The following is a 21574-nucleotide window of genomic DNA, read 5'->3' on the forward strand; positions in this document are numbered from 1 at the left end:
AGCGCACACCATGAAAAAGATCCTTCTCAGCACGCTGCTGTTCTCGCTTCCCCTGGTGAGTTTTGCCCAGCAGCAGTTTGCTAACCCACTCGACGCCGCAACGGCTTTTGCCGACGCGGTGACCACCCGCAATGAACCGCAGCTTAACGCCCTGCTGGGCGATGACTGGCGGCGATTTCTTCCCCCAGAAGGCGCTGACCCGGAAGCGGTCGCCCGCTTTGAACGAGACTGGAAAATCAGCCACCGTATCGATCAACAAGGCGATACTGCCCATATCAATGTCGGTTCAGATAGCTGGCAACTCCCTTTGCCTATCGTCAAAACCGAGGCGGGCTGGCATTTTGATATGCAGGCGGCGCAGGATGAGATCATTACCCGCACCATCGGGCGCAACGAACTTTCGGCTATTGGGGCGATGCACGCCTACGTTGATGCGCAGGAAGATTACCACCTGAGAAAACAGCGTTACGCCAGCAAGCTTATCAGCAGCGAAGGCCAACAGGATGGGCTTTACTGGCCTATACAGCCCGGCGAAGCGCCAAGCCCGTTGGGGCCAGCGTTCAGCCCGGTGACGCCGGGTGAAGGTTATCACGGCTACCGTTTTCGCATTATCGCCAGTAACCAATCCGACGGCTTTGCCCTGATAGCCTGGCCTGTGGAGTATGGTGAAACAGGCGTGATGAGCTTTATGGTCAGCCAGGATGATCGGGTCTATCAGGCAGACTTCGGAGAGGAAACGGCGGAGAAAGTCGCGGCAATAACCCGCTTCGATGCGGTAGCGCCGTGGCAACCGGAGGAGTAACAGGCGTAAAAAAAGCGGCTGGTTAGCCGCTTTTTATTTGCCGGATGGCGGCTGATGCCTTATCCGGCCTACCTGACTGTAGGCCTGATAAGCGAAGCGCCATCAGGCATCGTCGCGCAGAAACTTACTTCTTCTTCGCTTTCGGGTTTGGCAGGTCGGTGATGCTACCTTCATACACTTCTGCGGCCAGGCCAACAGATTCGTGCAGCGTCGGGTGAGCATGGATGGTCAGCGCGATGTCTTCCGCGTCACAACCCATTTCGATTGCCAGACCGATTTCGCCCAGCAGCTCGCCGCCGTTGGTACCGACAATCGCACCACCGATAACACGGTGAGATTCTTTGTCGAAAATCAGTTTGGTCATACCGTCTGCGCAGTCAGAAGCGATCGCACGGCCAGAAGCAGCCCACGGGAAGGTGGCGGTTTCGTAGCTGATGCCTTTCTCTTTCGCTTCTTTCTCAGTCAGGCCAACCCATGCCACTTCTGGTTCAGTGTAGGCAATGGATGGGATAACTTTCGGGTCGAAGTAGTGTTTCTTGCCGGCGATAACTTCAGCGGCAACGTGACCTTCGTGAACACCTTTGTGTGCCAGCATCGGCTGACCGACGATATCGCCGATAGCAAAGATGTGCGGCACGTTAGTGCGCAGCTGTTTGTCAACGCGGATGAAGCCACGGTCGTCCACTTCCACGCCTGCTTTGCCTGCGTCGAGGTTTTTACCGTTCGGTACACGGCCGATAGCCACCAGCACGGCATCGTAACGCTGTGCTTCAGAAGGCGCTTTTTTGCCTTCCATGGAAACGTAAATACCGTCTTCTTTCGCTTCAACGGCAGTCACTTTGGTTTCCAGCATCAGATTGAATTTCTTGCTGATGCGTTTGGTGAAGACTTTCACCACGTCTTTGTCGGCAGCCGGGATAACCTGGTCGAACATTTCAACCACGTCAATCTGTGAACCCAGCGCATGGTATACGGTACCCATTTCCAGACCGATGATACCGCCGCCCATAACCAGCAGACGTTTCGGTACTTCTTTCAGTTCCAGCGCATCGGTGGAATCCCACACGCGCGGATCTTCATGAGGAATAAACGGCAGTTCGATCGGACGGGAACCCGCCGCGATGATCGCATTGTCGAAGTTAATCACGGTTTTGCCGTTTTCGCCTTCAACTTCCAGGGTGTTAGCCCCGGTAAATTTACCCAGACCGTTAACCACTTTCACTTTACGGCCTTTGGCCATACCGGCCAGACCGCCGGTCAGTTGGGTGATAACTTTTTCTTTCCAGGTACGAATCTTGTCGATATCGGTTTTCGGCTCGCCGAAGACGATACCGTGGTCAGCCAGTGCTTTGGCTTCTTCGATAACTTTTGCTACGTGCAGCAGTGCTTTAGAAGGGATACAGCCGACGTTCAGACAAACACCACCAAGGGTGCTGTAACGTTCTACGATGACGGTCTCCAGACCTAAATCCGCGCAACGGAAAGCAGCAGAGTAGCCTGCCGGGCCCGCCCCAAGTACCACGACCTGAGTTTTAATTTCAGTACTCATCATGACCTCTTAATTATTTCCGGCGGTCCTGGGTACTCTTGTCGCCCATATCCACCGGGACGTTCTATCCGCGTTTATATTACAAAATTGTTAACAATTTTGAAACAACAAACGGCAAACGATTTTGTCCTTTGTTGCTAATAACCCCAAAACTACGAAGAGATTATCAGAAAAAAGCCGGCCGTCAGGCCGGCTTTTTCGATTACATCACCAGGCGACGAATGTCAGACAGTGTGTTGTTGATGATGGTGATAAAGCGTGCACCATCAGCACCGTCGATCACGCGGTGGTCGAAGGAGAGAGAGATAGGCATCATCAGACGCGGTACAAACTCTTTCCCGTTCCATACCGGCTCCATCGCCGATTTGGAGACACCGAGGATAGCCACTTCCGGCGCGTTAACAATCGGTGCGAAGTGGGTCGTACCCAGGCCGCCGATGCTGGAGATAGTGAAGCAACCGCCCTGCATTTCGCCAGCCGTCAGCTTACCATCACGCGCTTTTTTGGAGATGGTGGTCAGTTCGCGAGACAGCTCGGTGATGCTCTTCTTGTTCACGTCTTTAAAGACCGGAACCACCAGGCCGTTCGGGGTATCTACCGCCACACCAATGTTGATGTATTTCTTAAGCGTCAGTTTCTGGCCATCTTCGGACAGAGAGCTGTTGAAGCGAGGCATCTGTTCCAGAGCCGCGGCAACCGCTTTCATGATGAACACAACCGGGGTGAATTTCACATCCAGTTTGCGCTTCTCAGCTTCGGCATTCTGCTGCTTACGGAACGCTTCCAGATCGGTGATATCGGTTTTGTCGAAGTGCGTAACGTGCGGAATCATCACCCAGTTACGGCTCAGGTTAGCACCCGAGATTTTCTGGATGCGGCCCAGTTCCACTTCTTCGATTTCACCAAACTTGCTGAAGTCCACTTTCGGCCATGGCAGCATGCCCGGGATACCGCCGCCAGTGGCAGCAGCCGGTGCAGACTCAGCGCGTTTCACCGCGTCTTTCACGTAAGCCTGAACGTCTTCGCGCAGGATACGGCCTTTACGACCCGTCCCTTTCACTTTCGCCAGGTTCACGCCGAATTCGCGCGCCAGGCGACGAATCACCGGCGTTGCGTGGACGTAAGCGTCATTTTCTGCGAAGTCAGACTTGCCTTCGGCTTTCGCGGCCGGAGCCGGAGCTGCCGCAGGTGCCGGAGCGGCAGCAGCCTGAGCCGGTGCAGCAGCCGCAGCGCCTTCCACTTCGAAGACCATAATCAGGGAGCCGGTTTTCACTTTATCGCCGGTGCTGATTTTGATCTCTTTTACCGTACCCGCGAACGGAGCCGGCACTTCCATAGAGGCTTTGTCGCCTTCTACGGTGATCAGAGACTGTTCGGCTTCGATTTTATCGCCAACCTTCACCATCACTTCGGTAACTTCAACTTCGTCGCCGCCGATATCTGGAACGTTAACGTCTTTCGCGCCGGATGCTGCCGGAGCAGCCGCCGCCGGAGCAGCTTCCGCTTTTGCCGGAGCCGCAGCAGGTGCAGCACCCGCCACTTCGAAGACCATGATCAGAGAACCGGTAGACACTTTGTCGCCGGTGTTGATTTTGATCTCTTTAACCACGCCCGCAAACGGAGCCGGAACTTCCATAGAGGCTTTGTCGCCTTCTACGGTGATCAGAGACTGTTCAGCCGCGATGGTGTCGCCCACTTTCACCATGATCTCAGTGACTTCAACTTCGTCGCCGCCGATGTCCGGTACGTGAACGTCTTTCGCCGCTGCCGCAGCAGGTGCTGCTGCCGGAGCCGCTTCTTTCTTCTCTTCTGCCTTGGCAGGTGCAGCATCAGCTGCACCGTCGGCGGAATCGAAAATCATGATCAGTTTGCCGGTCTCGGTTTTGTCGCCGACAGAGACTTTAATCTCTTTTACGACGCCAGCCTGCGGAGACGGAACTTCCATAGAGGCTTTGTCGCCTTCTACGGTGATCAGCGACTGTTCAGCTTCAACTTTGTCGCCAACTTTGACCAGGATCTCGGTGATTTCAACTTCATCAGACCCGATATCCGGTACATTGATTTCGATAGCCATTATTCTTTTACCTCTTACGCCAGACGCGGGTTAACTTTTTCTGCATCGATGTTGAATTTGGTAATTGCGTCAGCAACCACTTTCTTATCGATTTCGCCACGTTTAGCCAGTTCGCCCAGCGCCGCTACAACCACGTAGGAAGCATCAACTTCGAAGTGGTGACGCAGGTTTTCACGGCTGTCGGAACGACCGAAGCCATCAGTACCCAGTACGCGGTAGTCATCAGCCGGTACATAAGTACGGACCTGCTCGGCGAACAGTTTCATATAGTCGGTGGAAGCCACTGCCGGAGCGTCGTTCATCACCTGAGCGATGTACGGAACGCGCGGGGTTTCCATCGGGTGCAGCATGTTCCAGCGCTCACAATCCTGACCATCACGCGCCAGTTCAGTGAAGGACGTTACGCTATAAACGTCAGAACCTACGCCGTAATCTTTCGCCAGGATCTGTGCTGCTTCACGGACGTGACGCAGGATAGAGCCGGAGCCCAGCAGCTGAACTTTACCTTTGCTACCTTCAATGGTTTCGAGTTTGTAGATACCTTTACGGATACCTTCCTCAGCACCTTCCGGCATGGCCGGCATATGGTAGTTTTCGTTCAGGGTGGTGATGTAGTAGTAAACGTTCTCTTGTTTCTCACCGTACATACGCTCCAGACCATCATGCATGATGACCGCAACTTCGTACGCGTAAGACGGATCGTAAGAGATACAGTTCGGGATAGTCAGAGACTGAATATGGCTGTGACCATCTTCGTGCTGCAGACCTTCGCCGTTCAGCGTCGTACGACCAGAAGTACCACCAATCAGGAACCCGCGTGCCTGCTGGTCGCCTGCCTGCCAGCACAGGTCGCCGATACGCTGGAACCCGAACATGGAGTAGTAGATGTAGAACGGGATCATCGGCAGGTTGTTGGTGCTGTAAGAGGTCGCAGCAGCCAGCCAGGATGCGCCGGCACCCAGTTCGTTGATGCCTTCCTGCAGAATCTGACCTTTCTCGTCTTCTTTGTAGTAAGCAACCTGCTCACGGTCCTGCGGGGTGTACTGCTGACCGTTCGGGCTGTAGATACCAATCTGACGGAACAGACCTTCCATACCGAAAGTACGCGCTTCATCGGCGATGATTGGAACCAGACGATCTTTGATCGACTTGTTCTTCAGCATCACGTTCAGGGCACGAACGAAAGCGATAGTCGTAGAGATCTCTTTATTCTGCTCTTCCAGCAGCGGTGCGAAATCTTCCAGAGTCGGCATTTCCAGCTTCTCAGTGAAGTGGGTCTGGCGGCTCGGCAGATAACCGTGCAGTTTCTGACGCTGAGCGTGCAGATAAGTATGCTCCGGAGAACCTTCCGGGAAGGTCAGGTAAGAGAGGTTTTCCACCTGCTCGTCGGTTACAGGAACATTGAAGCGGTCGCGGATATAGCGCACGCCGTCCATGTTCATTTTCTTAACCTGGTGAGCGATGTTTTTACCTTCAGCGGTATCACCCATGCCGTAACCTTTAATGGTATGGGCCAGGATAACAGTCGCTTTGCCTTTGGTTTCCTGCGCTTTTTTCAGTGCAGCGTAAACTTTCTTCGGATCGTGACCACCACGGTTCAGTGCCCAGATCTGCTCATCAGTCCAGTCTGCAACCAGGGCCGCGGTTTCCGGATATTTACCGAAGAAGTGCTCACGGACGTAAGCGCCATCTTTGGATTTGAAGGTCTGGTAATCGCCGTCGACGGTTTCTTCCATCAGTTGGATCAGTTTACCGCTGGTATCTTTACGCAGCAGCTCATCCCAACGACTCCCCCAGATAACCTTGATAACGTTCCAGCCAGCACCACCGAAGATGCCTTCCAGTTCGTTAATGATCTTGCCGTTACCGGTGACCGGGCCATCAAGACGCTGCAGGTTACAGTTGATAACGAAGACCAGGTTATCCAGTTTTTCACGGGTGGCGATGGTGATCGCACCTTTGGATTCTGGTTCGTCCATCTCGCCGTCGCCGAGGAACGCGTAAACGGTCTGTTTAGAGGTATCTTTCAGGCCACGGTGTTCCAGATATTTCAGGAATTTAGCCTGGTAGATAGCACCGATTGGGCCCAGACCCATTGATACGGTCGGGAACTGCCAGAATTCCGGCATCAGTTTCGGGTGCGGGTAAGAAGAAAGACCTTTACCGTGAACTTCCTGACGGAAGTTGTTCATCTGTTCTTCGGTCAGACGGCCTTCAAGGAATGCACGTGCGTAAACGCCCGGAGAGATGTGGCCCTGGAAGTAAACCAGATCGCCGCCATCCTGCTCGTTGCGAGCACGGAAGAAGTGGTTGAAACACACTTCGTAGAAGGTTGCGGAAGACTGGAAGGATGCCATATGGCCGCCCAGTTCCAGATCTTTCTTGGATGCACGCAGAACGGTCATGATCGCGTTCCAGCGGATAGCAGAGCGAATACGACGTTCCAGATCCAGATCGCCCGGGTATTCCGGTTCGTCTTCAACGGCAATAGTGTTTACATAACCGCTAGCACCTGCACCAGCCGCTACCTGAACGCCGCCTTTACGGGCTTCAGACAGCACCTGGTCGATCAGATACTGAGCGCGCTCAACACCTTCTTCACGGATAACCGATTCGATCGCCTGTAACCAGTCGCGAGTTTCGATCGGATCCACGTCATTTGGGAAACGTTCTGACATGGGGTTTTCCTTATCTATCTAGTACGTTGATTTATCTGGAACCTGTCCCATTGTGCTTTCACGGGAAAACACAATAAGACAGGTTCTGTGTTTAGTTGCCGTGCGCCTTAAGGCGCTTTTCTCATCTTTCTGGTAAAACCGCTGCCAGAAAAAACTCAATCCTTGCGCTGTTGCAGGCGACGTAACGAGCGTTCACGACGGCTCTGTTCACGGCTCCTGTCCAGCAAAATTTCTTCAATAAAGGCCAGGTGACGGTGCGACGCTTCACGCGCCTGCTCCGGTTCACCGGCGACAATCGCCTCGAAAATCCGGGTGCGATGGTTGCTCACCTGCGGGAGCATCTCCCGACGGGCATACAGCAACTCGAAGTTCTGCCGAACGTTTTGTGCCAACATCGGCTCCATACACCTTAGCAAATGGAGCAACACCACATTGTGGGCGGCTTCGGTCACGGCGATTTGATACTGGACGACGGCGCTCGACTCTGCGTCAAGGTCGCCCGATTGTTGAGCCCGTTCGATGGCCTGATGCAGCTCGCGAATACGTTCGCGGTCTTCATCAGTGCTGCGCAGTGCCGCGTAATACGCCGCGATACCTTCAAGCGCGTGACGGGTTTCAAGCAGATCAAACTGGGATTCAGGGTGGTCGGACAGAAGTTCTACCAGCGGATCGCTGAAGCTCTGCCACAAGCTGCTTTGGACAAAAGTCCCGCCGCCCTGGCGACGAAGCAGTAACCCTTTCGCTTCGAGACGTTGAATCGCCTCACGCAGCGAGGGACGGGATACGTCGAACTGTTTTGCCAGTTCGCGTTCAGGTGGAAGTTTTTCGCCGGGGCGTAATGTCCCCTCAAGAATCAAAAACTCCAACTGCTGCTCAATCACATCAGAAAGTTTTGGTTGGCGGATTTTGCTGTAGGCCATAGTTCCCTGTACCTGCCATTAGCCCGGAGTCAATTGGTCTTACCAATTTCAAGTTCGTAGCGCTAAAGTAACAAAGTATTCACCTTCTGTCCATACAGGTTTTGATTGAAATCAGTAAACCACGCACTTTTTAACAACATTACAGAAATGATGTTTCAGAATTGTAACCTTGCACAAAAAATGTCTTTACCACGTTAGAAGTACAATTAACGAAAAATATACGAAAATTACGCAAACTGAAGCGTTTCACTTTGCCAGTTAATGAATAGTTATGCATTTATTGCTGGCAAAATGTACATGCTTACCCACTTCTGGGGCTGACCGCTACACTTACAACTGGTTTCTTTTTATTCGATCCGTCATCAACCATTCATAAAGCAGGTGCATTTCTGCGCGCTTACCACTATTCTTCCCAGGACGAAAGAGTTCCTCTCATTTTTATTCGCCCTCTTTCGTAAACATATAAATACAGGGAACGGAATCCCCTGATTACAAACGTACAAATAACAACCACACACGAGGTTTCATGATGGAAGGTCAACAGCACAGCGACCAGCTGAAGCGCGGCCTCAAAAACCGCCACATCCAGCTGATTGCGCTGGGTGGAGCTATCGGTACCGGCCTGTTTCTCGGCAGTGCCTCCGTTATCCAGTCAGCCGGTCCGGGCATTATTCTGGGTTATGCCATTGCAGGCTTTATTGCCTTCCTGATCATGCGCCAGCTCGGTGAAATGGTCGTGGAAGAGCCGGTAGCCGGGTCATTCAGCCACTTCGCCTATAAATACTGGGGCAGCTTCGCCGGCTTCGCATCAGGCTGGAACTATTGGGTGCTGTACGTGCTGGTTGCCATGGCGGAACTCACCGCAGTCGGCAAATACATCCAGTTCTGGTACCCGGAAATTCCGACCTGGGCTTCCGCAGCGGCCTTCTTTATTCTGATTAACGCCATTAACCTCACCAACGTAAAAGTGTTTGGGGAAATGGAGTTCTGGTTCGCCATCATTAAAGTGGTCGCAGTTGTGGGCATGATCCTGTTTGGCGGCTGGTTGCTGTTCAGTGGTAATGCCGGCCCGCAGGCGACAGTTCGCAACCTGTGGGAACAGGGCGGCTTCCTGCCACACGGCATGCAAGGACTGGTGATGATGATGGCTATCATCATGTTCTCTTTCGGCGGGCTAGAGCTTGTGGGGATCACCGCCGCAGAAGCCGACAACCCGGAGCAGAGCATTCCGAAAGCCACCAACCAGGTGATTTACCGTATTCTGATTTTCTATGTGGGTTCGCTGGCCGTTCTGCTTTCTCTGCTGCCGTGGACGCGCGTCACCGCTGATGTCAGCCCGTTTGTTCTGATCTTCCACGAACTGGGCGATACGCTGGTGGCTAACGCGCTGAACGTGGTGGTACTGACCGCAGCGCTCTCCGTTTATAACAGTTGCGTCTACTGTAACAGCCGCATGTTGTTCGGCCTGGCCCAGCAGGGAAATGCGCCCAAAGCGCTGCTCTCCGTCGATAAACGTGGCGTACCGGTCAACACGATTCTGGTTTCCGCTGTGGTGACCGCGCTGTGCGTGCTGATCAACTACCTGGCCCCAGAATCCGCGTTCGGCCTGCTGATGGCGCTGGTGGTTTCTGCGCTGGTGATTAACTGGGCGATGATTAGCCTTGCGCACATGAAATTCCGCAAAGCGAAACAGCAACAGGGCGTTACGCCGCGCTTCCCTGCACTGCTCTACCCGCTCGGTAACTGGGTCTGCCTGCTGTTTATGGCGGCGGTGCTGGTTATTATGCTGATGACGCCGGGGATGGCGATCTCCGTGTATCTGATCCCGGTGTGGATCTGCATTCTGGGTGTTGGCTACATGCTTAAACAGAAGGGTGCGAAAACGGCTGTGAAGGCGAATTAATCTCTCCTCTGGCCCCTTCCCTCTGGAAGGGGCCGACTCTGTTACCCGCTTCACACTTTCCTCTGCTCAGCTAATTAGTCCATATCCTCACCGTTATACTGCAACGCATTTCGCGGGCCGCCAGCCAATAATTCTCTCCATACCGTCAGAGGGAGTTTCGGCAATGAATAACAATAAGTTATCAGTCAGAGAGAAAATTGGTTATGGCATGGGAGACGCCGGATGCAACATCATCTTCGGCGCTATCATGCTGTTCGTTAACTACTTTTATACCGATATTTTTGGCCTCGCCCCGGCGTTGGTCGGCGTGCTGCTGCTTTCGGTACGCGTGATTGACGCTGTCACCGATCCCATCATGGGCGCGCTGGCCGACCGTACCCGCAGTAAATATGGGCGATTTCGTCCATGGTTACTGTGGATAGCGTTCCCTTACGCGCTCTTCAGCGTGCTAATGTTTACTACCCCGGACTGGGCCTACAGCAGCAAAGTTATCTATGCGTTTGTTACCTACTTCCTGCTGTCGATTACCTACACCGCCATCAACATTCCCTATTGCTCCCTGGGTAGCGTCATCACCAATGACCCCAAAGAGCGCGTCGCCTGTCAATCTTATCGCTTCGTGCTGGTAGGTATCGCCACCTTGCTGCTCTCATTGAGCCTGTTACCCATGGTCGACTGGTTTGGCGGTGGCGATAAAGCCAAAGGCTACCAAATGGCGATGACCGTGCTGGCGTTTATCGGTATGTGTATGTTCCTGTTCTGCTTCGCAAGCGTACGTGAGCGCGTGAAGCCCGCAGTGCAGACCAATGATGAACTGAAGCAAGACTTGAAAGATGTGTGGAAAAACGACCAGTGGGTGCGCATCCTGCTGCTGACGCTGTGCAACGTCTGCCCGGGCTTTATCCGTATGGCGGCGACCATGTATTACGTCACCTGGGTGATGGGCCAGAGCACGCATTTCGCCACATTGTTTATCAGCCTCGGCGTGGTCGGCATGATGTTCGGCAGTATGCTGGCAAAAGTCCTGACCGACCGCTGGTGTAAGCTCAAGGTCTTCTTCTGGACGAACATCGCGCTGGCGATTTTCTCTATCGCCTTCTATTTCTTCGACCCGCGCGCCACGGTCATGATTGTCGTGCTCTACTTCTTGCTCAACATCCTGCATCAAATCCCCTCCCCGCTGCACTGGTCGCTGATGGCGGACGTCGATGACTACGGCGAGTGGAAAACCGGCAAACGTATCACCGGGATTAGCTTCTCCGGCAACCTCTTCTTCCTCAAGGTCGGGCTGGCGATTGCAGGCGCAATGGTGGGCTTCCTGCTCTCCTGGTATGGCTACGATGCCGGCGCGAAGCAGCAAAGCGAAACCACCCTCAACGGTATCATGCTGCTGTTTACTGTCATTCCAGGCGTCGGGTATCTGATTACCGCCGGGATCGTGCGGATGCTGAAGGTGGACCGTGAACTGATGAAGCAGATCCAGTCCGATTTAGAAAAGCGTCGTACGAACTATCGTGAACTGAACGAATATCATGAGTTGAAAACATCCGGAGACGTAAGGAAAGCATAATGAAAAACTGGCCCAATCCCTTTATTGAACAGCGCGCCGATCCCTTCATTTTGCATCATCAGGGAGAGTACTACTTTATCGCCTCAGTGCCGGAATATGACCGGCTGGAGATCCGCCGCGCCAGCACGCTTGAAGGGCTGCCCAGCGCGGATGCGGTTGTGGTCTGGCGTAAACCCGCAAGCGGACCGATGTGCGAACTTATCTGGGCGCCAGAACTGCATCACATAAAAGGTCAATGGGTGATTTACTTCGCCGCCGCATCAACGCAGGCGCTGGACTCTCTCGGTATGTTCCAGCACCGGATGTATGCACTGACCTGCGACGATGCGGATCCACTCAGCGGAGAATGGACTGAACGTGGCCAGGTGAAAACGCCGTTCGATACTTTCTGTCTGGATGCCACGACGTTTTATCATCAGGGAAAACAGTGGTATCTGTGGGCGCAAAAATCGCCAGATATTGCCGGGAACTCCAATATCTATCTGGCGGAACTGGAAAATCCGTGGACGCTAAAAGGCGAGCCGGTGATGCTCAGCAAACCAGAGTTTGACTGGGAGTGCCGGGGCTTTCTGGTCAATGAAGGGCCTGCGGTACTGGTGCATGGCGATAAACTCTTTATCAGCTACTCCGCCAGCGCCACCGATGAAAATTACTGCATGGGCCTGCTGTGGATTGATCTGAATGCCGACATGACAAAGCCGGAAAACTGGCATAAATCACCGCAACCGGTGTTCACCACCAGCTATAAAAACCGCCAGTACGGGCCGGGGCACAACAGCTTTACCCAAACGCCGGAAGGGGAAGATGTGCTGGTGTATCACGCGAGGAATTACACGGAGATTGAAGGCGACCCGTTATACGACCCGAATCGCCATACGCGGTTGAAACTGGTGCGCTGGCAGGAAGATGGCATGCCGGATTTCGGCGTGCCGCCAGTGGATACGATTTGAGCTGGTGCCCGGTGACGCTAGCGCTTACCGGGCCTACAAGACACGCCAATCAGGCCATACCCGAGCCCCGTAGGCCGGATAAGCGTCAGCGCATCCGGCAATACCCGCACCATCCGGCAAAACGCTTACACCAGCGTCCCATAAATGGTCAGCAGCGCCATAATCACCACCACCACAAACGAGGTTTTCTTCGCCATCGATACCGCCGCTTTTGGCGTCTCAACGCGGTCAACGTGTGGCTCGCGCGCCAGCGAATACTGCGCCAGCTGCGTCAGGACCTGGTACTGGGAAGTATGGCGATCGCCCAGCGAAGCAAACCACGCGGGTAGCGCTTTCTCACCATGGCCAAGCAGCGCATAAACCACACCCACCAGCCGCACCGGAAGCCAGTCCACAATATGCAAAATGGCATCAATGCCAGACTGTAAACGGTGATGCGGCGTCTGATAACGCGCCAGCCAGGACTGCCACGCGCGCAGGAAAGAATACCCCATCAGCATCACCGGCCCCCACGGGCCGCCGACCACAAACCAGAACAGCGGCGCGAGATAAAAACGGTAGTTAATCCACAGCAGCGCATTTTGCAGCTCGCGCAGAAACTCGCGCTCATCGCATCCCGATGGCACGCCGTGAATCATCGTCAGCTCGCAGGCCATCGCATCACGCGCGTGGCTATCATTAAGCGATGCCGCCTTCAGGTAAGCGTGATAGTGCAGCCGCACGCGCCCTGCCCCAATACACAGCAAGCCGAGTAAAATCCAGAACACCAGCAGCGGCACGTTAAACAGCAACCCGTCGAGCGCGCGCTGAATCAAAAATACCACTCCCATAGACACTGCCGTCATCAGCAGTGTGGCAGCAAAGGAAAAGCGTTTGATACGTCGGAAGAGTACTTCCAGACGGTGGTCGAGTTGCCAGTGCTCGCCCAGCTTAAACAAACGCTCGGCAATCAGCACCAGCAACGTGGTAAACAGCGTCATGTCATCTCCTTATCTGACGAAGGGGTGACCAGTGCGCGAAAGCGAGACCAGTCAAACGCCGGGCCCGGATCGGTTTTGCGCACGGGCGCGATATCACAGTGTCCTGTCATATTATCGGCGATAGCCGGATAAATCGTTATCAACAATCGGGTTAGTGCCGCCAGTTGCTGATACTGTGCATCGGTGTAGGCCAGCGTATCGGTGCCTTCCAGCTCAACGCCAATCGAAAAATCATTGCAGCGCTCGCGGCCCTGATATTCAGAGACGCCCGCGTGCCAGGCACGCTTATCGAAAGGAACATACTGCACAATTTCCCCATCGCGGCGAATCAGACAATGGGCAGAAACGCGCAGATGAGAAATCTCAGCGAAAAAAGGATGGGCGTTCGGGTCGAGCGTGCCGGTAAACAGCGCATCTATCCATGGGCCGCCAAATTCGCCTGGGGGTAAACTGATATTATGAACAACCAGCAATGACGGGGTTTCATCGTCCGGGCGGCAGTCAAAGTGTGGCGACGGTACATGACGCGCGCCCACCAGCCATCCCTCATCTAACAACATGCTGGATCTCCTTATGTGTGGTGCTGATTCTCGGTTCAGAGTAGCATGTTTAAACCTTTCGAATCGTTACCAATTTGGAGTTTTATCATGCCGCCTCGCCGCTACAACCCAGACCACCGACGTGACGCGCTTCTGGAACGTATCAATCTCGACATTCCCAACGCCGTGGCACAGGCACTCCGTGAAGATCTGGGCGGAGAAGTGAATGCTGATAACGACATTACCGCACAACTTTTACCCGCTGAAACCCGTTCCCATGCGGTGGTTATCACCCGCGAAGACGGCGTGTTCTGTGGTAAACGCTGGGTTGAAGAGGTCTTTATTCAACTTGCGGGCGACGATGTTAAGCTGACCTGGCACGTGGAAGATGGCGACCTGCTGAAAGCCGACCAGACGCTGTTTGAAATCGATGGGCCTTCCCGCGTTCTGCTGACCGGCGAACGTACCGCGCTGAATTTTGTGCAAACCCTCTCAGGCGTGGCAAGTGAGGTTCGTCGCTATGTTGACCTGCTGGAAGGCACCAAAACGCAGTTGCTTGATACCCGCAAAACGCTTCCCGGCCTGCGTACCGCCCTGAAATATGCCGTGCTGTGCGGCGGCGGTGCGAATCACCGTCTCGGCCTTTCCGATGCGTTCCTGATTAAAGAAAACCACATCATCGCCTCCGGCTCCGTGCGCCAGGCGGTGGAAAAAGCCTTCTGGCTGCATCCGGATGTGCCGGTGGAAGTGGAAGTGGAAAATCTGGAAGAGCTGGAAGACGCGCTAAAAGCCGGGGCCGACATCATCATGCTTGATAACTTTGACACTGACCTGATGCGCAAAGCCGTCGCCATCACCAAAGGCCAGGCACGGCTGGAAGTCTCCGGTAATGTGACCTTTGACACTATTCGCGAATTTGCCGAAACCGGCGTGGATTACATCTCCGTCGGCGCGCTGACCAAACACGTGCGCGCGTTAGATCTCTCCATGCGTTTCCGCTAATTCCCGCAATCCGGCCTGCACTTTCTGCAGGCCGAATCAGCCCATACCATCCGGCAATTTTCCGTACCCGCTTCCATTTTCAATGTTGTCTTCTGTAACGCAGAAAAACTCTCTGGAACGCGCTTTCCTGAATCTCTTTTTGCCTCTCGCGCCCGCTTTACGCCCCTGACACACTCCCGCCATCTCAACCAGGAGTGCATTATGGAAAAACAAAAAGGATTTACCCTTATCGAGTTGATGGTCGTAATCGGCATCATCGCCATCTTAAGCGCCATTGGAATCCCGGCGTATCAAAACTACTTGCGCAAAGCCGCGCTCACCGACATGTTGCAAACCTTCGTCCCCTATCGAACGGCCATTGAATTGTGCGCCCTCGACCACGGCGGGCTGAACAGCTGCGATGGCGGCAGCAACGGCATTCCCTCGCCCACCACCACGCGTTATGTCTCTGGCATGAATATCGCCAAAGGTGTGGTCGTGCTCACCGGCCAGGAGAGTTTGAACGGCCTGTCGGTCACCATGACGCCGGGCTGGGATAACGCCAACGGCGTGACCGGCTGGACGCGCGTTTGCGATATCCAGAGCGACAGCGCCCTGCAACAAGCCTGTGAAGATGTCTTCCGCTTCGATGCGCAGTAACCCGGAGGCCGTGATGAATCAGGAACAGCTACTTGCACTGTGCAAAAAACATCACGCCCTGTTGCTTGGCAACGATCAGAGCGTGTTAAGCATCGCCGTTGTCGGCGCGCCGTCGGATGAACTGATGGATGCGCTGCGTTTTGCAACACAAAAACGCGTTGATATCGAGTGCTGGAGCCAGGAGAGGATGGATAAACATCTACAGCTCACGGCAACCGCCTGCCAACCCGCCGCCAATGACGACTCTCGCAGCGCGGTTGATCTGCTGAACCGCTCGCTGGAGCAGGCGTTGCTACAGCGGGCATCAGATATCCATTTTGAACCCGATGCGCATCACCTGCGTCTCAGGCTACGCGTAGACGGCGTACTCCATGTTTTTTCTACGCTACCGCTTTCGCTGGCGGCAACGCTCACCGCACGTTTAAAGGTACTGGGTAATCTCGATATTGCCGAACGTCGCATACCGCAGGATGGTCAATTTACCGTGGAGATCGCCGGCCAGTCCGTCTCTTTTCGTATCGCGACGCTGCCGTGTCGTTACGGTGAAAAGGTGGTTCTGCGCCTGTTGCACAACGTTGAGCAGGCGCTGGATATCACTCAACTCGGCATGAACGACGATCAACTGGCGCTGTTTGGCGATGCGCTCAATCAACCTCAGGGGCTGATCCTTGTGACCGGGCCGACGGGCAGCGGTAAAACCGTAACGCTGTATAGCGCCCTGCAACGCCGTAATCACAGCGACGTTAATATTTGCAGCGTGGAAGACCCGATTGAAATTCCCATCGAAGGGCTGAATCAAACGCAAATCAACCCGCGCGCCGGACTGACGTTTCAGAGCGTTCTGCGCGCCCTGCTGCGGCAGGACCCGGATATTGTGATGGTTGGTGAGATTCGCGATGGCGAAACAGCAGAAATTGCCATCAAAGCCGCGCAAACCGGACACCTGGTGCTCTCTACGCTGCACACCAACTCAACCGTTGAAACGCTGGTGCGCCTGGAACAAATGGGCGTGGCGCGCTGGATGATCTCATCGGCGCTCCAGCTTGTCGTCGCCCAGCGGCTGGTGCGTAAGCTGTGCCCGCACTGCCGGGAGAAAAACGGCATGGAAGCGCCACTGCCACAATCGCTCTGGCCCCGTGCATTGCCACACTGGCTGGCAGCAGGTTGCCAGCATTGCTATCACGGTTATCTTGGTCGGGCGGCGATCTTCGAGATCCTGCCACTTAACAACGATCTCCGCCACGCCATTGCCGCCGGTCGCGGGACCGTAGAACTGGTGCAGAAAGCGCGTCTGGCGGGAATGACTACCCTGTTTGAGAACGGCTGTATGGCCGTGGAACGCGGGCTTACCACGCAGGAAGAGTTACTGCGCGTGATGGGGCTTGCGCATGGCGACTAATCAACTCTGGCGCTGGCGCGGCCTGACGCTTCACGCCGAAGAACGGCACGGCACGCTATGGGCACTTAATCGTCCGGAAGCGCTGATGTCCTTGCAGCAGCAGGGCATCACCGCCCTGTCGCTACGCTGCTGTACCGTCAGGGCCGCCTACTGGCATTCAAACTGGCGCTGCGAAATTATCGAACAGTTGGCGACACTGCTGCATGCCGGGCTCACGCTCTCGGATGGGCTGGAGATGCTTGCTAGCCAGCATCCTGTTCCACAGTGGCAGGCGCTGCTCGCCACGCTCTCTCAACGGCTGGCGGAAGGCGTTTCGCTTTCCGACTCGTTGCGACAGTGGCCGGAAGCCTTTCCGCCGCTCTATCTGGCGATGATTCGCACCGGGGAGGTAACGGGCAAGCTGGATATCTGCTGCCGCGCACTGGCACAACAGCAAAAAGCGCAGCAGGCTATGATGCAGAAAGTGAAAAAAGCGCTGCGCTATCCGTGCATCATTTTGCTGCTGGCTATCGCGGTGGTAGTGGCAATGCTGGGTTTTGTGCTGCCCGAATTCACGGCAATTTACCGCACCTTTAATACGCCGCTGCCCCTGCTCACGCAGGTCGTGATGAACATGGCGGATGCCGTGAAATTGCATTACGGGCTGATTGCGCTGTTCCTGACGCTACCTGTTCTTCCCGGAATATTGCTGAAAAAAAATCCGCGCTGGCAGCGGCTTCAGGCTCGGGTAGCACTGTCACTGCCGGTGATGGGCACTCTTGTTCGCGGGCAAATGCTGAGCCACATTTTTACCGTGCTTTCACTGACGCAAAGCGCAGGCATCGCCTTCCTGCAGGGGCTGGAAACCGTCGAGGAAACCTTCGCTCAGCCGTTCTGGCGGGAAGTCATTAGCAGGCTTCATCATGACATTTCGCAGGGAAGCCCCATCTGGCAGGCGATGGAAAATGGCCAGGTTTTCACGCCGCTGTGTATTCAACTGGTACGAACCGGGGAAGCGTCCGGCGCGCTGGACCAGATGCTGCAAAATCTGGCGGGCTACCACAGTGAGAAGACGCACCAGTTGGCGGAAAATCTGACATCACTGCTGGAACCCATGTTACTGGTGGTGACAGGCGTCATCATCGGCACGCTGGTTGTCGCGATGTATCTGCCGATATTTCATTTGGGGGATGCAATTAGCGGAGCGGGATAAGCGCTGGCGCAGGAAGCGCCAGCGCGAAACATTACAGGCTGTTGAACACGCGGTTCTCTTGTTCCTGCACGCGGATAAAGGTGGTGCGTTTGGTCAGTTCTTTCAGGCGAGAAGCACCGACGTAGGTGCACGCTGAACGCAGGCCGCCAAGGATGTCGCGCGCGGTGTTATCTACCGGGCCACGCAGCGGCAGCTTAACGGTTTTCCCTTCTGCTGCGCGATACTGAGCAACGCCGCCAACGTGACGATTCATCGCAGATTCAGAGCTCATGCCGTAGAAGAGCATGAATTTTTCACCGTTCTCTTCAACCACAGTGCCGCCGCTCTCTTCGTGGCCTGCCAGCATGCCACCGAGCATCACGAAGTCTGCGCCGCCGCCAAAGGCTTTCGCCACATCGCCAGGAACCGTACAACCGCCATCGCTGACGATTTGACCGCCCAGGCCGTGCGCGGCATCAGCACACTCAATCACAGCGGAAAGCTGCGGATAACCGACACCGGTTTTTACACGCGTGGTGCAAACGGAACCCGGGCCAATGCCCACTTTTACGATATCCGCACCGGAAAGAATCAGCTCTTCGCACATCTCGCCGGTTACCACGTTACCCGCGCAGATAGTTTTGGTCGGCCAGGCCTGACGTGCTTTCGCCACGAACTGAACGAAGTGCTCAGAGTAGCCGTTTGCGACGTCGATGCACACGAAGTTCAGCATCGGGTGCAGCGCCAGAATCTGTTTGGTTTTCTCGAAATCGGCGTCAGAGGTACCAGTCGACACCATCACGTGTTTCAGAACCTCTTCAGATTCGTTCTGAGCGAAAACTTTCCAGTCTTCAACGGTATAGTGTTTATGCACTGCTGTCAGAATATCGAAAGACGCCAGCGCTTTTGCCATTGCGAAGGTCCCCACGGAATCCATATTCGCGGCGATAACCGGCACACCGGACCAGCGTTGGCCAGAATGTTTAAAGGTGAATTCGCGTTCCAGTTCAACATCGGAACGGCTTTTAAGAGTAGAGCGTTTAGGGCGGATAAGAACGTCTTTGAAACCTAACTTCAGATCTTCTTCGATACGCATGTGCGGATTCCTGGGGTTAATGGCATTAATTATAAGAGCACAACTCCAGTAACGTTATCATACGCACTAATCAGGGCTTCGCAAGACTGCGATTTTCACTTTTTTTACGCTACAATCCTATAAATTTACCATTAGTTCGGTGAACATGAGCGCACGCAAACAGGCGCTGAAGTGTTTTGTTTTTAACCAATTGATTTATCTAATCAATTCTTATCAGGATTCACAGGAATGGCATATACCGTAGCGTTAACGGGTGGCATTGGCAGTGGCAAAAGTACCGTCGCTGATGCATTTTCTCACCTGGGAATTAACGTTATTGATGCCGATATCCTCGCCCGTCAGGTTGTCGAACCGGGAACCCCGGCTTTACATGCTATTGTGGAACACTTTGGCCCTCAAACCCTGACGCCGGATGGCGCTCTTAATCGCCGCGTGTTACGCGAACGCATTTTCGCAAACCCTGATGAAAAAGCCTGGCTTAACGCCTTGCTTCACCCGCTTATTCAGCGCGAAACCCAGCAACAAATGCGGCAGGCCACTTCGCCGTACGTTCTGTGGGTGGTCCCCCTGCTGGTGGAAAACAATCTCGCCTCTCGCGCCGATCGCGTGCTGGTGGTGGATGTTACACGCGATACGCAAATTCTTCGTACCATGCAGCGCGACCGCGTGTCGCGAGAGCATGCTGAGCACATACTTGCCGCCCAGGCGACGCGCGAACAGCGGCTTGCGGTGGCTGATGACGTCATTGATAACAACGGCACACCAGAAGCGATTACTTCGGATGTTGCCCGCCTTCACGCACGCTATCTTGAACTCGCGGCGCAGGCTGTATCACAGGAAAAACCTTAATGCACACCCACATCCTTTTTGAGCACCCCCTGAACGAAAAAATGCGTACCTGGCTGCGTATTGAATTTCTCAACCAGCAGCTTCGCACTCAGCTGCCCATCACGGATCACGCCAGCGCATTACACTTTTTTCGTAATTTAGGGGATTTACTCGATGTGTTTGAACGTGGCGATGTTCGCACTGAGATGCTCAAAGAGCTGGAACGGCAACAACGTAAATTGCAGGCCTGGAATGAAGTGCCGGGCGTTGACCAGGGTCGCATTGACGCGGTGCGTCAGCAACTGAAAAACAGCGGCAGCATTCTGATGGCCGCGCCACGCATCGGTCAGTTTCTGCGCGAAGATCGCCTGATTGCCCTTGTGCGTCAGCGTTTAAGTATTCCCGGCGGCTGTTGCAGTTTCGATCTGCCGACGCTGCATATGTGGTTGCATGCGCCACAACAGCAGCGCGATGCGCAGGTAGAAATCTGGCTTGCCAGCCTCGAGCCGCTGAATCAGGCGCTGGATCTGATCCTCGATTTGATTCGTAACTCCGCGCCTTTCCGCAAGCAGACCAGCCTGAACGGTTTCTACCAGGATAACGGCGAAGATGCCGATCTGCTGCGCTTACAGCTGGATCTCTCCTCGCAGCTTTACCCGCAAATTTCCGGGCATAAAAGCCGCTTTGCCATCCGCTTTGTGCCGCTGGACAGCGAGAATGGCGTCATTCCTGAACGTCTGGATTTCGAACTGGCTTGTTGCTAAGGAGACACTATGTCTGAAGAAACTATCGTGAACTGCCCCACCTGCCAGAAGCCGGTCGTCTGGGGCGAACAAAGCCCGTACCGTCCGTTTTGCTCTAAACGCTGCCAGTTGATTGATTTAGGTGAATGGGCGGCAGAAGAGAAGCGTATTCCGAGCGCGGGAGATTTATCCGATAGCGACGACTGGAGTGAAACCCCGCAGTAATTCTGCGCACTTAACTGTAGGTCGGATAAGGCGCTTGCGCCGCATCCGACACTTAACGCGCACAATGCCTGATGCGCTTCGCTTATCAGGCCTACAGGTTTTGCACTAATTTTTCGATAACCGGTGCATTCGCCGGGGGAAATTCATCGGCAATCAGCGCATTCTGCGCCACCCATCGTCCCGGTTGCCCCTCTTTTCCCCACGGCTCACCCTGCCAGCTTTCCACCAGCCAGAACCACAGCGTGATATGGCGATCGGGAAATTCATACTCCAGCTTATCAAAAAGCTGCGGCTCACTGGCGGTAATGCCAACTTCTTCCTCAAGCTCGCGGATCATCGCCTCTTCAGCTGTTTCACCCGCTTCGATTTTACCGCCCGGAAATTCCCATTTATTTGCCATGTGGGCATCAGCGGCGCGTTGGGTAATGTAAATCTCCCCCGCGTCGTTGCGAATAATGCCGACGGCGATTTGCAGTATTTTCATAATGTCTCATCCAAAAAAAAGG

General features: G+C 54.5%; 19 protein-coding genes. 11 read left to right on the forward strand and 8 right to left on the reverse strand.

The annotated features are described in order from the left end of the window. Window positions 1-10 precede the first annotated feature (10 nt). On the forward strand, window positions 11-802 hold the full coding sequence (locus NMC31_RS06335) for a DUF2950 family protein (RefSeq protein WP_253897335.1): 792 nt from the start codon (window positions 11-13) through the stop codon (window positions 800-802). A gap of 124 nt (window positions 803-926) precedes the next feature. Here the strand turns inward: NMC31_RS06335 and lpdA are convergent, their stop codons facing one another. The 4 genes from lpdA to pdhR form a co-directional block, all read right to left on the reverse strand. Further along, window positions 927-2351 carry a dihydrolipoyl dehydrogenase gene (gene lpdA / locus NMC31_RS06340; protein WP_149463131.1) on the reverse strand — a complete coding sequence of 475 codons (1425 nt, stop codon included), beginning with the start codon at window positions 2349-2351 and terminating at the stop codon, window positions 927-929. A 202-nt stretch (window positions 2352-2553) separates the two neighbouring features. Further along, window positions 2554-4425: a pyruvate dehydrogenase complex dihydrolipoyllysine-residue acetyltransferase gene (gene aceF, locus NMC31_RS06345; protein WP_253897336.1), complete on the reverse strand. Its 1872-nt coding sequence runs from the start codon at window positions 4423-4425 to the stop codon at window positions 2554-2556. 14 nt (window positions 4426-4439) lie between these two features. After that, window positions 4440-7103 carry a pyruvate dehydrogenase (acetyl-transferring), homodimeric type gene (aceE, locus tag NMC31_RS06350; protein WP_149463129.1) on the reverse strand — a complete coding sequence of 888 codons (2664 nt, stop codon included), beginning with the start codon at window positions 7101-7103 and terminating at the stop codon, window positions 4440-4442. Window positions 7104-7258: 155 nt separating this feature from the next. Beyond that, the gene (gene pdhR, locus NMC31_RS06355) at window positions 7259-8023 is read right to left on the reverse strand and encodes a pyruvate dehydrogenase complex transcriptional repressor PdhR (protein WP_015965898.1); all 765 of its coding nucleotides are present in this window, start codon (window positions 8021-8023) and stop codon (window positions 7259-7261) included. A gap of 526 nt (window positions 8024-8549) precedes the next feature. On the opposite strand from pdhR, the gene aroP reads away from it, so the two are divergent. From aroP to NMC31_RS06370, 3 genes are all read left to right on the forward strand, one after another. Next, window positions 8550-9926: an aromatic amino acid transporter AroP gene (gene aroP, locus NMC31_RS06360; protein ID WP_253897337.1), complete on the forward strand. Its 1377-nt coding sequence runs from the start codon at window positions 8550-8552 to the stop codon at window positions 9924-9926. Between the two features lie 163 nt (window positions 9927-10089). Continuing rightward, entirely contained in the window at window positions 10090-11496 is a 1407-nt protein-coding gene (locus NMC31_RS06365) for a glycoside-pentoside-hexuronide (GPH):cation symporter (RefSeq protein ID WP_253897338.1), read from the forward strand. Then, the gene (locus NMC31_RS06370; protein WP_253897339.1) at window positions 11496-12446 is read left to right on the forward strand and encodes a glycoside hydrolase family 43 protein; all 951 of its coding nucleotides are present in this window, start codon (window positions 11496-11498) and stop codon (window positions 12444-12446) included. Before NMC31_RS06365 ends, NMC31_RS06370 begins: the two co-directional genes overlap by 1 nt. A 125-nt stretch (window positions 12447-12571) precedes the next feature. On the opposite strand, the gene ampE is transcribed toward NMC31_RS06370, so the two are convergent. Both ampE and ampD read right to left on the reverse strand, forming a co-directional pair. Further along, on the reverse strand, window positions 12572-13426 hold the full coding sequence (gene ampE, locus NMC31_RS06375) for a beta-lactamase regulator AmpE (protein ID WP_149463125.1): 855 nt from the start codon (window positions 13424-13426) through the stop codon (window positions 12572-12574). Next, window positions 13423-13986, reverse strand: a complete 564-nt coding sequence (gene ampD, locus NMC31_RS06380; protein ID WP_253897340.1) for a 1,6-anhydro-N-acetylmuramyl-L-alanine amidase AmpD — start codon at window positions 13984-13986, stop codon at window positions 13423-13425. The genes ampE and ampD overlap by 4 nt, the downstream gene beginning before the upstream one ends. 87 nt (window positions 13987-14073) lie before the next feature. On the opposite strand from ampD, the gene nadC reads away from it, so the two are divergent. The 4 genes from nadC to hofC all read left to right on the forward strand — a co-directional run bounded on the left by nadC (window position 14074) and on the right by hofC (window position 18197). Next, window positions 14074-14967 (forward strand): carboxylating nicotinate-nucleotide diphosphorylase, encoded by an 894-nt coding sequence (nadC, locus tag NMC31_RS06385; RefSeq protein ID WP_253897341.1) that lies wholly within the window; start codon window positions 14074-14076, stop codon window positions 14965-14967. A gap of 201 nt (window positions 14968-15168) precedes the next feature. Continuing rightward, window positions 15169-15606: a prepilin peptidase-dependent pilin gene (gene ppdD / locus NMC31_RS06390; RefSeq protein WP_253897342.1), complete on the forward strand. Its 438-nt coding sequence runs from the start codon at window positions 15169-15171 to the stop codon at window positions 15604-15606. A 13-nt stretch (window positions 15607-15619) separates the two neighbouring features. Then, window positions 15620-17005 (forward strand): type II secretion system protein GspE, encoded by a 1386-nt coding sequence (gene gspE, locus NMC31_RS06395; protein ID WP_253897343.1) that lies wholly within the window; start codon window positions 15620-15622, stop codon window positions 17003-17005. Further along, window positions 16995-18197, forward strand: a complete 1203-nt coding sequence (hofC, locus tag NMC31_RS06400; protein WP_253897344.1) for a protein transport protein HofC — start codon at window positions 16995-16997, stop codon at window positions 18195-18197. Before gspE ends, hofC begins: the two co-directional genes overlap by 11 nt. Window positions 18198-18228: 31 nt before the next feature. Here hofC and NMC31_RS06405 read toward each other — a convergent pair whose 3' ends face one another. Next, on the reverse strand, window positions 18229-19272 hold the full coding sequence (locus NMC31_RS06405) for a GMP reductase (protein WP_253897345.1): 1044 nt from the start codon (window positions 19270-19272) through the stop codon (window positions 18229-18231). A 228-nt stretch (window positions 19273-19500) separates the two neighbouring features. On the opposite strand from NMC31_RS06405, the gene coaE reads away from it, so the two are divergent. From coaE to yacG, 3 genes are read left to right on the forward strand one after another with little or no spacing between them, the layout of a single operon-like run. After that, window positions 19501-20121, forward strand: a complete 621-nt coding sequence (coaE, locus tag NMC31_RS06410) for a dephospho-CoA kinase (RefSeq protein ID WP_253897346.1) — start codon at window positions 19501-19503, stop codon at window positions 20119-20121. Next, window positions 20121-20864 carry a cell division protein ZapD gene (gene zapD, locus NMC31_RS06415; protein WP_149463113.1) on the forward strand — a complete coding sequence of 248 codons (744 nt, stop codon included), beginning with the start codon at window positions 20121-20123 and terminating at the stop codon, window positions 20862-20864. The genes coaE and zapD overlap by 1 nt, the downstream gene beginning before the upstream one ends. 9 nt (window positions 20865-20873) lie before the next feature. Continuing rightward, complete coding sequence (yacG, locus tag NMC31_RS06420) at window positions 20874-21068, forward strand: DNA gyrase inhibitor YacG (RefSeq protein WP_015965911.1); 195 nt, start codon at window positions 20874-20876, stop codon at window positions 21066-21068. A gap of 91 nt (window positions 21069-21159) precedes the next feature. On the opposite strand, the gene mutT is transcribed toward yacG, so the two are convergent. Continuing rightward, window positions 21160-21552 carry an 8-oxo-dGTP diphosphatase MutT gene (gene mutT / locus NMC31_RS06425; RefSeq protein WP_253897347.1) on the reverse strand — a complete coding sequence of 131 codons (393 nt, stop codon included), beginning with the start codon at window positions 21550-21552 and terminating at the stop codon, window positions 21160-21162. Between the last annotated feature and the right edge of the window lie 22 nt (window positions 21553-21574).

It is taken from the genome of Pseudocitrobacter vendiensis (assembly GCF_943590815.1).
GTDB lineage: Bacteria > Pseudomonadota > Gammaproteobacteria > Enterobacterales > Enterobacteriaceae > Pseudocitrobacter > Pseudocitrobacter vendiensis.